This window comes from Massilia sp. BGA-UO-ETr-WB1, from assembly GCF_059567845.1.
The window spans coordinates 1,182,733-1,196,074 of sequence record NZ_JCAQOT010000027.1 but is presented as its reverse complement, the minus strand read 5'-3'; the positions used below and the strand labels follow the sequence as shown (position 1 = coordinate 1,196,074).

The 13,342-nt window shown below is 64.6% G+C and carries 13 protein-coding genes; 9 read left to right on the top strand and 4 right to left on the bottom strand.

Annotated features, from left to right (window positions below):
• Nucleotides 1–62: 62 nt before the first annotated feature.
• A complete protein-coding gene (locus AC56DV_RS32040; protein ID WP_496318238.1) occupies nucleotides 63–464 on the top strand; it encodes a copper resistance CopC family protein in 402 nt (133 codons plus the stop codon).
• 61 nt (nucleotides 465–525) lie between these two features.
• Here the strand turns inward: AC56DV_RS32040 and AC56DV_RS32035 are convergent, their stop codons facing one another.
• Nucleotides 526–1,299, bottom strand: coding sequence for a ferredoxin--NADP reductase (locus AC56DV_RS32035; RefSeq protein ID WP_496318237.1), 774 nt, complete (start codon nucleotides 1,297–1,299; stop codon nucleotides 526–528).
• Between the two features lie 238 nt (nucleotides 1,300–1,537).
• On the opposite strand from AC56DV_RS32035, the gene AC56DV_RS32030 reads away from it, so the two are divergent.
• A complete protein-coding gene (locus AC56DV_RS32030; protein ID WP_496318236.1) occupies nucleotides 1,538–3,256 on the top strand; it encodes a mechanosensitive ion channel family protein in 1,719 nt (572 codons plus the stop codon).
• On the opposite strand, the gene AC56DV_RS32025 is transcribed toward AC56DV_RS32030, so the two are convergent.
• Together AC56DV_RS32025 and AC56DV_RS32020 are read right to left on the bottom strand one after the other, a co-directional pair.
• Nucleotides 3,253–4,617: an amino acid permease gene (locus tag AC56DV_RS32025; RefSeq protein ID WP_496318235.1), complete on the bottom strand. Its 1,365-nt coding sequence runs from the start codon at nucleotides 4,615–4,617 to the stop codon at nucleotides 3,253–3,255. The two genes, AC56DV_RS32030 and AC56DV_RS32025, sit on opposite strands and share 4 nt — an antisense overlap.
• Before the next feature lie 72 nt (nucleotides 4,618–4,689).
• Nucleotides 4,690–5,625, bottom strand: a complete 936-nt coding sequence (locus AC56DV_RS32020; protein ID WP_496318234.1) for a LysR family transcriptional regulator — start codon at nucleotides 5,623–5,625, stop codon at nucleotides 4,690–4,692.
• A gap of 103 nt (nucleotides 5,626–5,728) precedes the next feature.
• On the opposite strand from AC56DV_RS32020, the gene AC56DV_RS32015 reads away from it, so the two are divergent.
• Nucleotides 5,729–6,589, top strand: a complete 861-nt coding sequence (locus tag AC56DV_RS32015) for a type 1 glutamine amidotransferase domain-containing protein (protein ID WP_496318233.1) — start codon at nucleotides 5,729–5,731, stop codon at nucleotides 6,587–6,589.
• Between the two features lie 152 nt (nucleotides 6,590–6,741).
• Complete coding sequence (locus AC56DV_RS32010) at nucleotides 6,742–6,924, top strand: hypothetical protein (protein WP_496318232.1); 183 nt, start codon at nucleotides 6,742–6,744, stop codon at nucleotides 6,922–6,924.
• A gap of 87 nt (nucleotides 6,925–7,011) precedes the next feature.
• Here the strand turns inward: AC56DV_RS32010 and AC56DV_RS32005 are convergent, their stop codons facing one another.
• Nucleotides 7,012–8,361: an MFS transporter gene (locus tag AC56DV_RS32005; protein ID WP_496318231.1), complete on the bottom strand. Its 1,350-nt coding sequence runs from the start codon at nucleotides 8,359–8,361 to the stop codon at nucleotides 7,012–7,014.
• A gap of 128 nt (nucleotides 8,362–8,489) precedes the next feature.
• Here AC56DV_RS32005 and cyoA point away from each other — a divergent pair, with 128 nt between their 5' ends.
• The 5 genes from cyoA to AC56DV_RS31980 are packed head-to-tail and all read left to right on the top strand — an operon-like array spanning nucleotide 8,490 to nucleotide 13,328.
• Entirely contained in the window at nucleotides 8,490–9,491 is a 1,002-nt protein-coding gene (gene cyoA / locus AC56DV_RS32000; protein ID WP_496318230.1) for a ubiquinol oxidase subunit II, read from the top strand.
• Nucleotides 9,475–11,469 carry a cytochrome o ubiquinol oxidase subunit I gene (gene cyoB, locus AC56DV_RS31995; RefSeq protein ID WP_496318229.1) on the top strand — a complete coding sequence of 665 codons (1,995 nt, stop codon included), beginning with the start codon at nucleotides 9,475–9,477 and terminating at the stop codon, nucleotides 11,467–11,469. The genes cyoA and cyoB overlap by 17 nt, the downstream gene beginning before the upstream one ends.
• On the top strand, nucleotides 11,462–12,073 hold the full coding sequence (cyoC, locus tag AC56DV_RS31990; protein WP_057156436.1) for a cytochrome o ubiquinol oxidase subunit III: 612 nt from the start codon (nucleotides 11,462–11,464) through the stop codon (nucleotides 12,071–12,073). The genes cyoB and cyoC overlap by 8 nt, the downstream gene beginning before the upstream one ends.
• Nucleotides 12,070–12,474 carry a cytochrome o ubiquinol oxidase subunit IV gene (cyoD, locus tag AC56DV_RS31985; RefSeq protein WP_496318228.1) on the top strand — a complete coding sequence of 135 codons (405 nt, stop codon included), beginning with the start codon at nucleotides 12,070–12,072 and terminating at the stop codon, nucleotides 12,472–12,474. Before cyoC ends, cyoD begins: the two co-directional genes overlap by 4 nt.
• Nucleotides 12,471–13,328, top strand: a complete 858-nt coding sequence (locus AC56DV_RS31980; protein ID WP_496318227.1) for an SURF1 family protein — start codon at nucleotides 12,471–12,473, stop codon at nucleotides 13,326–13,328. Before cyoD ends, AC56DV_RS31980 begins: the two co-directional genes overlap by 4 nt.
• Nucleotides 13,329–13,342: the final 14 nt, after the last annotated feature.

Here is a 13,342-nt window from a genome sequence, read left to right as displayed (position 1 = left end):
TTTGCGCGGAGCGGCGAACAGGGCTTATCGTAACGCCAGCCAATTACACGAATGGAGCAAACATGAAACGAGTGCATACCCTGGCATCGGCCGCCGCCATGGCCGCAGCGCTGGCCGCCTCCGTGCTGGCCAGCCCGCTGGCTCACGCGCATGCCGCGCTGAAAGCTTCGCAGCCTGCCGCCAACGCCGTGCTGGAACAGGCGCCGCGTGACATCCAGCTGACTTTCAATGAAAAGGTGGAACCGGCTTTCAGTTCCATCGTGCTGCAGGATGCGGGCGGCAAGGATGTCGCCGCCGGCAAGGCGAAGGTGGACGCTGCCAATCCACTGCTGTTGAAGCTGGACCTGCCCGCGCTGGCGTCGGGGGCCTACAGCGTCCGCTGGGTGGCGGTGGGGCCGGACGGCCATCGCCGCAGCGGGCAGTTCGGCTTTACGGTGAAGTCAGCCGCGCCGGATCGGCATTGAGCAAAAAAAAGCCCCCGCGCAAGGCAGGGGCTTTCTGCAGGCCTGCAACGCAGGCTGCGGATTACTTCTCGGCGAAGGCGCGTTCGATGACGAAGTCGCCGGGCGTGGAGGTGTTGCCCTCCTTGAAGCCGCGCGCTTCCAGCATTTCCTTCAGGTCGCGCAGCATGTCGGAGCTGCCGCAGATCATCACGCGGTCTTCTTCCGGGTTCAGCTCAGGCACGCCCAGGTCTTCGAACAGCTTGCCGCTCTCGATCAGCGCGGTGACGCGGCCCATGTTCTTGTACTCTTCACGGGTCACGGTCGGATAGTAGCGCAGCTTGCTGGTCACCAGTTCGCCCAGGAACTCGTGGTTGGGCAAGTGCTCCACCAGCATGTCGTGGTAGGCCAGTTCGTCGACCTGGCGCACGCCGTGCACCAGGATCAGCTGGTCGAACTTGTCGTAGATTTCCGGATCGCGCACGATGCTCAGGAACGGCGCCAGGCCGGTGCCGGTCGACAGCATGTACAGGCGCTTGCCCGGCAGCAGGTAGTCGGACACCAGCGTGCCGGTCGGCTTGCGGCCGACGATCACGGTGTCGCCCACCTGCAGGTGCTGCAGGCGCGAGGTCAGCGGGCCGCCCGGGACCTTGATGCTGAAGAATTCGAGGTGGTCTTCGTAGTTGGCGCTGGCGATACTGTAGGCGCGCAGCAGCGGCTTGCCGTCGACGCGCAGGCCGATCATGGTGAAGTGGCCGTTGGAAAAGCGCAAGGCAGGGTCACGCGTGGTGGTAAAGGAGAACAGGGTGTCCGTCCAATGGTGCACGCTTAAAACCTTCTCCTCGTTCATGTTGCTCATTATCTGATCCCGATTGACTAAAAAGTGAAAGCACCAGGCCCCGCGCGGTGGGCGTTTGCTTGGCAATCGGCTGAGCAGGGGGACGGCGCCATAGAAAATTAGTGGCGTAACTGACATTGTAACGGATCACGGCCCATCCTGTCTTGCGGGGCTAGCGACAGCTTAATCATATGCTTATGCAGTGCAGCATGGCGTTTGCGTGGCATGATGGCGGTTTGACAACCATTGCTACTGTCCCATGCTCGCTCCTTTTCGTTTGCTGCATGCTCTTCTGCCCATTCTGCTGCTGTCGCTGCTGTCACTGCCGCCGGCGCTGCGTGCCGCCGAGCCGCCCCAGCCTGCTCCCGGCGCAGCCGCCCCCGCTGCTTCGGCCCCGGGCCCGGCTGCCGGTCCGGCGTCCACCGCCGCTCCCACCTCGGCGCTGACGTTCGTCAACCGCAGCGTGTTCGTATTCCGCGCGCCTCTGGCGGGTTATCCGCCGTCCGACCGCGCCACCGGCGCGCTGCGGCGCCTGGAGGCCGCCATGGCCAAGGGTGGGCCGCTGAAACCCGGCATCCGCAGCATCCCTGAAGGTACGCAAGTGCTGTTGGACGGCATCCAGCTGTTCGTGGTGACGCCCGCCGACATCAACCTGCTGGCCGGAGACAGCACCGACAGCGTGGCCGGCACCGCCGCCGCGCAACTGGGCATGGCGCTGGCCGAGCACCAGGAGCAGGGCAGCTTGCGCTACCTGGCCGTTGCCGCCGCTTACTGCGCCGGCGCCACGCTGGTGTATGCGCTGCTGCTGCGCGCCCTGGCGCTGCTGCACCGCTGGGCCGCGCGCCGCAGCGCCACGCTGCTCGGCATGCGCCTGCGCGACGTGCGCCTGAAAAATGTGCGCGTGCTGGACGCCGAACACTACATCGCCTTCGCGCGCCACCTGCTCAACGCCGCGCTATGGCTGCTGTTCCTGATGGCCACCTATCTGTGGCTGGCGTTCGTGCTGGGCCGCGTGCCTTTTACCCGCGCCTGGGGCGAGCGCCTGAGCGATTACCTGCTGGAGGTGGCGGGCGACGTCGGCCGCGCCGTGGCCGGCGCGCTGCCCGGCATGGTGCTGGTGCTGATCATCTTCGCCTTCGCGCGCCTGGTGGCGCTGACCGCCTCGTCCTTCTTCAAGCGCTTTGAAACCGGCGAACTGCAATTGGGCTGGCTGGACCGCGACACCGCGCTGCCCACGCGCCGCATCGCCAGCGTGGTGATCTGGCTGTTCGCGCTGGCCATGGCCTATCCCTACCTGCCGGGCGCGCACACGGCCGCGTTCCAGGGCTTGTCGGTGCTGGTGGGCCTGATGGTGTCGATCGGCGGCTCCAGCGTGGTGGGCCAGGGCGCCAGCGGGCTGATACTGATGTATACGCGCGCGCTGCGCAAGGGCGAGTACGTCAAGGTGGGCGACAGCGAAGGCACGGTGCTGGAGGTTGGCATGTTCGAAACCCGGCTGCGCACCGGCCTGGGCGAGGAAGTGGCGCTGCCCAATGCCTGGGTCATGGGCCAGACCACCAAGAACTACTCGCGCGCCCATGCCGGCACCGGCTTCGTGCTGGACGCCAGCGTCACCATCGGCTACAACACGCCGTGGCGCCAGGTGCACGCCATGCTGGAACTGGCGGCCGCCCGCACCGAGGACGTGGCGCCGGCGCCCAAGCCCTACGTGATGCAGGTGGCCTTGCATGACTACTATGTGGAGTACCGGCTGGTGGCGTATGCCAAGGCGGAATCGCCGCGCAAGCGGGTGGAAGTGCTGAACCAGCTGCACCAGCACATCATTGACGTGTTCAACGAGTTCGGCGTGCAGATGATGTCGCCGCACTACATGGCGGACCCGCCGGCGCCGATGGTGGTGCCGAAGCAGCACTGGCACCTGGCGCCTGCCAGGGGGCCGGACGACAATCCGTCCGGCGCCAGTCCCAGGAAGGATTAAGCGCTGGCAGCCTGGGTGCTGCGCTGCTTGCTCCAGTAGCCCACACCCAGCACCAGCAGCCAGGCCGGAATCAGGTAGACCGACAGGCGCAGGTCCGGCGTCAGGTACATCACCACCAGGATGGCGGCCAGGAAGGCCAGGCACAGGTAGTTGGTGAGCGGGTAGCCCAGGCTGCGGAAGCCGGTGACCTTGCCTTCCAGCTGCTTCTGCGCGCGGAAGCGCAGGTGGATCCAGCTGATCATGCCCCAGTTGATGATGAGCGCCGAGACCACCAGGCCCATCAGCATGCCGAAGGCCTGGCCCGGCAGGAAGTAGTTCACCACCACGCAGATGCCGGTGGCCACCGCCGACACGCCCAGCGCCGCCAGCGGCACGCCGCGCTTGTTCACCTTGAGCAGCGAGCGCGGCGCGTTGCCTTGCTTGGCCAGGCCGAACAGCATGCGGCTGTTGCAGTACACGCAGCTGTTATACACCGACAGCGCAGCCGTCAGCACCACGATATTGAGCACATTGGCCACCACGTTGCTGTTCAGCGCGTGGAAGATCAGCACGAAGGGGCTGCCGCCGGTGACCACCTTGGTCCACGGGTACAGCGACAGCAGCACGCCCAGCGCGCCGATGTAGAAGATCAGGATGCGGTAGATGGCCTGGTTGGTGGCCTTCGGGATGGTCTCGGACGGGTTGGCCGCTTCGGCGGCGGTGATGCCCACCAGCTCCAGCCCGCCGAACGAGAACATGATCACCGCCATGGCCATCACCAGCCCCGCAAATCCGTTCGGGAAGAAGCCGCCGTGCTGCCACAGGTTGGCCACGGTGGCTTCCGGGCCGGCGGTGCCGGACACCAGCAGGTAGACGCCGAAGCCGATCATGGCCACGATGGCGACCACCTTGATGATGGCGAACCAGAACTCCATCTCGCCGAAGGCCTTCACGTTGGCCAGGCTGATGCTGTTGATGATGATGAAGAAGGCCAGCGCCGACACCCAGGTCGGAATGGCGGGCCACCAGTACTGCACGTAGATGCCGACCGCGGTCAGCTCGGCCATGCTCACCAGCACATACAGCACCCAGTAATTCCAGCCCGCGACGAAGCCGGCCATGTTGCCGCAGTACTTGTCGGCGAAGTAGGAGAAGGAGCCGGCCACCGGCTCGTCCACCACCATCTCGCCCAGCTGGCGCATGATCAGGAACGCGATAAAGCCCGCCACCGCATAGCCCAGCAGCACCGAGGGACCGGCCATCTGGATGGTCTGCGCAATGCCCAGGAACAGGCCGGTGCCGATGGCCCCGCCCAGCGCGATCAGCTGGATGTGGCGGCTCTTCAGGCCGCGTTTCAGTTCATTCTTCCCGTCTTCAATCATGTCTCATGGTCCCTGATCGTTTTAAAGGCGTGTTGATGTGGATATTCATGCAACACGCGGAAGCCTGTGATTCTAAAGCATAGGGGGCGGGGCGTGGGGCGGCAAAATGGCCGCATTGGCGGTAAGTGTGTCTATCAGCGCACGGGATGCGGCGGAAAGGCCACGGTGCGGCGGGTAGATCAGGGAAAACGGCCGGGTGCAGCCCCAGTGCTGCTGCAGCACCGGCGCCAGTTGGCCGCTGCGCAGGCGCTCGTCGGCGATGAAGCGGTAGGTCTGGCAGATCCCCAATCCCTGCTGCGCCAGCGTGACCACGCCCAGCACGTCGTCCATGATGCGCATGCGCGCGGCGGGCAGCCATTCCACATCCCGGCCGCCGTCGCGCAGCTGCCACGGCGCCGGCTTGCCGGTGCTGGGCATGGTGAACGGCAGGCAGGCGTGCCCGGCCAGGTCGGCGATGGTGGCCGGCGTGCCGGCGCGGGCCAGGTAGGCGGGCGCGGCCACCAGGCATAGCTGGGCGTCCTCCAGCGGCCGGGCGATCAGGCTGCTGTCCGGCAGCGCGCCCTGGCGGATGGCCATGTCGTAGCCCTCCTGCACCAGGTCGACATTGCGGTTGGCGATGCTCAGCTCCACCATCACTTTCGGGTGCTGCTCCATGAAGGACTGCAGCAGCGGCGGCAGGCGGTAGTGGCCGTAGGTGGTGGGCGCGCTCAGGCGCACCGTGCCGGACAGCTCGCCGCCCTGGTCGCGCAGCGAGCGTTCGGCGTCCGCCATCAGGGTGAAGGCGCTGCGGGCCTGGTCCAGGTAGGCCTTGCCGGCGTCGGTCAGGCTCAGGCGGCGGGTGGTGCGGCGCATCAGCTGCACGCCCAGGCGGGCTTCCAGGCGCGCCACCGCGCGGCTCAGCACGGACGCGGTGGTGCCCAGGGCCACGGCGGCGGCGCTGATGGTGCCCTTGTCGGCGATGACGAGGAAGGCTTCCACGTCGCCCAGGTAGTCGAATTGGCGCGGCATTATGCTCTTTCGGGAACAAATGATTTGAGATGGTGGTTATTTATTGTCGCCATCGATGCGAATAGAGTAGCGGCTATCAACCTAGCCCACAAGGAGTTTTGCCATGAAACCATCGATTCGTACCGCCGTTGCCGCCGCCATGCTCGGCCTGTCCGCCGCCGGCGCGCACGCGGCCAACGTGCTGGTCGTGCTGTCGGACGCGTCCCAGCTGGACCTGCGCGGCCAGCGCGTCTATGAAACCGGCTTTTACGCCAACGAGCTGATGCAGCCTGTCAAAAAGCTGCTGGACGCCGGCCACACCATCACCTTCGCCACGCCGCTGGGCAAGGCGCCCGCCGTGGACCGCAATTCGCTGGACGCCTCGCTGTTCGGCGGCGAGGCCGCCATGCAGGAGCACCTGGCGCTGCTGGAAAAGCTGAAGCTGACCTCGGTGTCGGCCTCGCCGGTGGTCAGCCTGGCGCGCGTGGAGCAGGGCGGGTACGCGCAGTATGACGCGGTCTATATCCCGGGCGGGCACGCGCCGATGCAGGATTTGATCCGCAGCCCGGCCGTGGGCCGCTTGCTGGCCTACTTCCACAAGGCAGCCAAGCCGACCGCACTGGTCTGCCACGGCCCGGCCGCGCTGGTGGCCGCGCTGGACCAGCCGGAAGCGTTCGTCGGCAAGCTGGAAGCCGGCGCCAAGGTTGCCGGCAAGGACTGGATCTACGCCGGCTACCGCATGACGGTCATCAGCAACGCGGAAGAGGAGGCCGGCAAGGGCTATCTGAACGGCGGCGTGATGAAGCTGACGCCCCAGACGGCGCTGGAGCGCGCGGGCGGCAAGTACAGCAGCGGCCCGAACTGGGCGCCGCACATCGTGTCGGACCGCGAGCTGATCACCGGCCAGAACCCGGCCTCGGCGGTGGGCGTGGCCGATTTGCTGCTGGCCCGCCTGCCAACTGCCGCACTCAGCCACACTAAATAGCGAATTGGTATTAACACCTTGGTCTGGGGCGTGCTACTATTTCCAGCACTGTCCCAGAACAGCGTACCAAGCGCCCAAACCGCAGCGCGTCCTCCGTGCAGAGCAAGCACATGCCTACCCAGCTCCGTAGGCAGCCCGAGGGAGTCAGTACCATGAGCAGCTGCAAAAGAAGCAACCACGACCTTGCCAAGGTGATCGAAGAAGCCCGGCGCATCGACGCCGCCAAAGGCGCCGCCAACGCCTGGGCCTATCTGCTGGCTCATTCCGTGGATCCCCAAACCATACTGCGCGTCCTGTCCGGCAACGCTGTGCGCCGCAATAGCAGCTTGCATTAAGCCGCGTTGTAATTTAAGCAGCGCTTAAACAGAGAACGGGCTCGCGACTTTCGTCGGGAGCCCGTCTTTTTTCTCAATCAACAACGCTTAGTCGCGAATCTCCAGCGCACGGTTCAGGCTCAGGGCGGCCAGGGAGCCGACCGCGCCGGACAGCAGGTACAGGCTGACGTAGGCCAGGCCGAAGTTGGCCGACAGGCCCAGCGCCACCAGCGGGGCGAAGCCGGCGCCGACCAGCCAGGCCAGGTCGGACGTCAGCGCCGCGCCGGTGTAGCGGTACTTGGTCTGGAAGTTGGCCGTCACGGCGCCGGCGGCTTGGCCATACGACAGGCCCAGCAGCAGGAAGCCCACCATCAGGAAGGTGTTCTGGCCGGCCTCGCCGCCGTCCATCAGCATCGGCACGAAGCCGCTGAACACGGCGATCAGCGCGGCCAGGGTGCCCAGCGTGGTGCGGCGGCCGAAACGGTCGGCCAGCAGGCCGGAGACGATGATGCCGAGCGCCGCCAGCACCGCGCCTATCATCTGCAGGCCCAGGAAGTCGCTCAGCGAACGGGTGGAGTACAGGTTGATCCACGACAGCGGGAACACCGTCACCAGGTGGAACAGCGCGTAGCTGGCCAGCGCAGCCAGCGCGCCGATCAGCACGTTGCGGCCTTGCGACCGCGCCAGTTCCATTACCGGGGTCGGGTCCAGCTCGTGCTCGTCCAGCAGCTTGGTGTATTCAGTGGTGGACACCAGGCGCAGGCGGGCGAACAGGGCCACCACGTTGATGGCGAAGGCCACGTAGAACGGATAGCGCCAGCCCCAGTCGAGGAATTCCAGCGTGTTCAGCTCGGCCAGCAGGAAGGAGAACAGGCCGGCCGCCAGGATGAAGCCGACCGGCGCTCCCAGCTGGCCCAGCATGGCGTACCAGCCGCGCTTGTTCTGCGGCGCGCTCAGCGCCAGCAGCGACGGCAGGCCGTCCCACGAGCCGCCCTGGGCCACGCCCTGGCCGATGCGCAGCACCGACAGCATGATGATGGCCGTCATGCCCCAGTCCGCGTATTCGGGCAGGAAGGCGATGCCGGCGGTGGAGGTGCCTAATAAGAACAGCGCGCCGGTCAGCTTGGCTTCGCGGCCGAAGTGCCGCTGTAGTGCCATAAACAACACGGAACCGAGGGGGCGCGCGATAAAGGCGAACGAGAAGATGACAAACGAGTAGAGTGTGCCGTCGAGGCGGCTTTCGAAGGGGAAGAAGACCTGCGGGAAGACCAGCACCGAGGCGATGGCGTAGACGAAGAAGTCGAAGTATTCGGATGCCCGGCCTATCACAACCCCGATCGCTATTTCTCCGGGTTCGATGTGCCCATCCCTGGCATTAATATTCCGCGCCCCCTGACTGGTTTGACGCGATGGATGTTCGGCGGGAAGATCGCCGTTGAATGTTGTCGTCGTGGCCATATTCCTTGTCTCGCTTATTAGTTGTACAACGGTCCATTCCCGGGGGTAGGACAAAGTGTCCAATGTCCAGGAGCAGCCGTTGTGGTTACAGTACCATGTTATTCATTTTATGTAACGTACATAACCGCATGAAATCTCCCTTGAACCATCGTGGATTGGCTCTTTTGCCACTGTTGTTGCTCGCAGGCTGCAACACCGTGGTAATGAACCCGTCCGGCGATATCGCCGCGCAGCAGGCCCGCCTTGTGGTGGTGTCCACCTTGCTGATGCTGCTGATTGTCGTCCCAGTCATCGCACTGACCCTGTTCTTTGCGTGGAAGTATCGCCAAAGCAACACTAAAGCCAAATATGAACCCGATTGGGATCATTCCACCAAGCTCGAACTCGTGATCTGGGGCGCACCGCTGCTGATCATCATCGTGCTGGGCCTGCTGACCTGGATCAGCACCCACAAGCTGGACCCGTACCGTCCGCTGGACCGCATCGACGAGAAGCGTCCGCTGGCCGCCGGCGTCAAACCGCTGGAAGTGCAGGTGGTGGCGCTGGACTGGAAATGGCTGTTCATTTATCCGGAGCAGGGCATCGCCACCGTGAATGAGCTGGTGACGCCGGTCGACGTGCCTGTACGTTTCAAAATCACCGCCTCGAACGTGATGAATGCCTTCTACGTGCCAGCCCTGGCCGGCATGATCTACGCGATGCCCAGCATGGAAACGCAGCTGAACGCCATCATCAACAAGGCCGGCGTGTACGACGGCTTCTCGGCCAACTACAGCGGCCACGGCTTCTCGCACATGCGCTTCAAGTACCACGGCGTCAGTAACGGCGACTTCGACGCCTGGGTGGCCAAGGTCAAGGCGTCCGGTTCCAGCGGCGCCGTGGCGCTGGACCGCGCCAATTACCAGGTGCTGGAGAAACCGAGCGAAAAAGAGCCGGTGCGCTACTACCCGACCGTTTCGGCCGACCTGTACGACGCGATCCTGAACCGCTGCGTCGGCGACGGCACCACCTGCATGAACAAGATGATGGCGGATGACATCGTGCGCGCGAAAACCGCGGCCGAGCTGTGCAATACGCCGACTCCCGTGCCCAATCTTTCCATGAAGAGCAATAATGCAACACAATACTGACCTCATCTTCGGACGGCTAAGCTGGGACGCGATTCCCCTGCATGATCCGATCCTGCTGGCGACTTTCGTCGGCGTCGTGCTGGGCGGCACCGCGCTGCTCGGCGGCTTGACCTACTTCCGCCTGTGGGGCACCTTGTGGCGCGACTGGATCACCAGTATCGACCACAAGAAAATCGGCATCATGTACATGATCCTCGGTTTGATCATGCTGCTGCGCGGCTTCGCCGACGCGCTGATGATGCGCGCCCAGCAAGCGTTCGCCTTCGGCGACTCGACCGGCTTCCTGCCGCCGCACCACTACGACCAGATCTTCACCGCCCACGGCGTGATCATGATCTTCTTCGTGGCAATGCCGTTCGTGACCGGCCTGATGAACTACGTGGTGCCGCTGCAGATCGGCGCGCGCGACGTGGCCTTCCCGTTCCTGAACAACTTCTCCTTCTGGATGACCGCCTTCGGCGCCGTGCTGGTGATGGCTTCGCTGTTCGTGGGCGAATTCGCCCGCACCGGCTGGCTGGCCTACCCGCCGCTGTCCGGCATCCTGGCGTCCCCTGACGTGGGGGTGGACTACTACATCTGGTCATTACAGGTGGCCGGGGTCGGCACACTGCTGTCCGGCGTCAACCTGGTGGTCACCATCGTGAAAATGCGCGCGCCCGGCATGGACATGATGAAGATGCCGGTGTTCACCTGGACCGCCCTGTGCACCAACGCGCTGATCGTGGCCGTGTTCCCTGTGCTGACCGCCGTGCTGGGCATGCTGTCGCTGGACCGTACCTTCGGCACCAACTTCTTCACCAACGAGCTGGGCGGCAACCCCATGCTGTACGTGAACCTGATCTGGATCTGGGGCCACCCCGAGGTGTACATCCTGGTGCTGCCGGTGTTCGGCGTGTTCTCGGAAATCGTCTCGACCTACTGCGGCAAGCGCCTGTTCGGCTACACCTCGATGGTGTACGCCACCGTCGTGATCACCATCCTGTCCTACCTGGTATGGCTGCACCACTTCTTCACCATGGGCTCCGGCGCCAGCGTGAACTCGTTCTTCGGCATTACCACGATGATTATCTCGATCCCGACCGGGGCCAAGATCTTCAACTGGCTGTTTACCATGTACCGCGGCCGCATCCGCTTTGAAGTGCCGATGCTGTGGACCATTGGTTTCATCATCACCTTCGTGATCGGCGGTATGACCGGCGTGCTGCTGGCCGTTCCTCCAGCGGACTTCGTGCTGCACAACTCGCTGTTCCTGATCGCGCACTTCCACAACGTCATCATCGGCGGCGTGGTGTTCGGCGTGTTCGCCGCCATCAACTACTGGTTCCCGAAAGCGTTCGGCTACAAGCTCAACGAGTACTGGGGCAAGTGGTCGTTCTGGCTGTGGTTCGTGGGCTTCTACTTCGCCTTCATGCCGCTGTACGTGCTGGGCCTGATGGGCGTAACCCGCCGCATGAGCCACTTCGACGATCCATCGCTGCAGATCTGGTTCCAGATCGCCGCCGTGGGCGCGGTGATGATCGCCGGCGGTATCGGCGCCATGCTGATGCAGTTCTGGGTCTCGTTCCGCGACCGCAAGCAAAACCTGGACGTCACCGGCGACCCATGGAACGGCCGCACGCTGGAATGGTCGACCTCGTCGCCACCGCCGGACTACAACTTCGCGTTCACCCCGCGCGTGCACGACAACGACACCTGGGCCGACATGAAGAAGAACGGCTACCAGCGTCCGCTGAAGGACTACGTGGCGATCCACATGCCCAAGAACACCTGGGCCGGCTTCGTGATCGCCGCGATCAGCGGCCTGGTGGGCTTCGCGCTGATCTGGCAGATGTGGATCCTGGCCGGCCTGTCGTTCGCCGCCATGATGGCCGCCATCATTGTTCACACGTTTAACTACAAACGCGATTACTACATTCCTGCGGAAGAAGTGGTCCGCACCGAAAATGCTCGCACCCAACTGCTGAATGCCCATGTCTGACGCTACTTTGAACCCGAGCTCGCGCTACTTCGTGCGCGAGCACCATCCGGAAAACGGCACCCTGCTGGGTTTCTGGATCTACCTGATGAGCGATTGCCTGATCTTCGCCGTCCTGTTCGCAACCTACGCCGTGCTGGGCCGCAACTACGCGGGCGGCCCGACCGGCGCCGAGCTGTTCGACCTGAAGCTGGTGGCATTGAATACCTCGATGCTGCTGCTGTCGTCGATCACCTACGGCTTCGCCATGCTGGAAGCGGGCCGCAAGCGCCTGGGCGCCACCATGGGCTGGCTGATCGTCACCGGCCTGTTCGGCGCGGCCTTCATCTCGCTGGAACTGTACGAATTCATGCACCTGCTGCATGAAAACGCCGGTCCGCAGCGCAGCGCCTTCCTGACCTCGTTCTGGGCGCTGGTGGCCACCCACGGCTTGCACGTGACCTTCGGCATCGTCTGGCTGGTGACGCTGCTGTTCCAGCTGAAGAAGCACGGCCTGACGCATGAAAACATGCGCCGCATGACCTGCCTGTCGATGTTCTGGCACTTCCTGGACGTGGTCTGGATCGGCGTGTTCACCTTTGTTTACCTGATGGGAGTTCTGCCATGAGCGATCACAATCACGACCACCATGGCCATGACGATCACGGCCACGGCCACCACGGCCATGACGACCACAACCACGGCAGCCTGAAGTCCTACACCATCGGCTTCATCCTGTCGGTGATCCTGACCGCCATTCCGTTCTGGCTGGTGATGGGCAACGTGTTCGCCAACCCGGCCACCACCGCCTTCACCATCCTCGGCTTCGCCGCCGTGCAGATCGTGGTCCACATGGTCTACTTCCTGCACATGAACGCGAAAGTGGAGGGCGGCTGGTCGATGCTGGCCATGATGTTCACGCTGATCCTGGTGGTCATCGTGCTGGCCGGTTCGATCTGGGTCATGTACCACATGAACGCCAACATGATGCCAAGCATGGACGCGCACCAAATGCGCAACATGCCATGATGTCCGCACCGCGCTCCGCCGCTGCGCCGCGCCTGCGATCGGCAGGCCTGCGCTACACGCTGGCGGGCTGCGCGGTGCTGGTGATTGCAGTACTGCTCGCGCTGGGCACGTGGCAAGTCCAGCGCCTGCAATGGAAACTGGCCCTGGTGGAACGCGTCAATGCGCGCGTGCACGCCGAGCCGGTTCCCGCCCCCGGCCCGCAGGACTGGGCCAAGGTCTCCGCAGAGACCGATGAATACCGCCATGTCCACCTGACCGGCGTGCTGCTCCCCGAATACTCCACCAAAGCGCAGGCGACCACCGAACGTGGCCCTGGCTATTGGCTGCTCACGCCGCTGTGCCTGGCGGACGGCAGCAACGGCGTCAGCGTCGTCATGATCAACCGCGGCTTCCTGCCGCTGGACGCTGCCGCCAAACTCGAATCCAGCCTGTCCAACAGCGTGCCGGCCGGCACCGACGCCTGCGCCGCCGCCGCCCTGGCCGGCCGCGCCCCGGTGCGCCTGAACGGCCTGCTGCGCATCAGCGAAGTGGGCAAGGGCCCGCTGGGCCTGCGCGCCAACGAACCGGCGCAGAACCGCTGGTATGCGCGCGACGTGCACGCCATGGCCGCCGCGCGCGGCCTGCACACGGCGCGCGTGGCGCCATACTTCGTCGACGCCGGCGCCGGCCAGTACGTGGCCGACCTGGACCCGGCCGCGCGCCCCTACGGCGGCATGACGGTTATTTCTTTCCCGAACAACCACCTGGTTTATGCTCTCACCTGGTACGCGCTGGCTGTTATGATGGCGGCCGCGCTGGCGTGGGTGATCCGCGACGAGCGCCGCCGCGCGCGCAAGGACGACGCGGACGCATAAACCGGGCGAGGGAC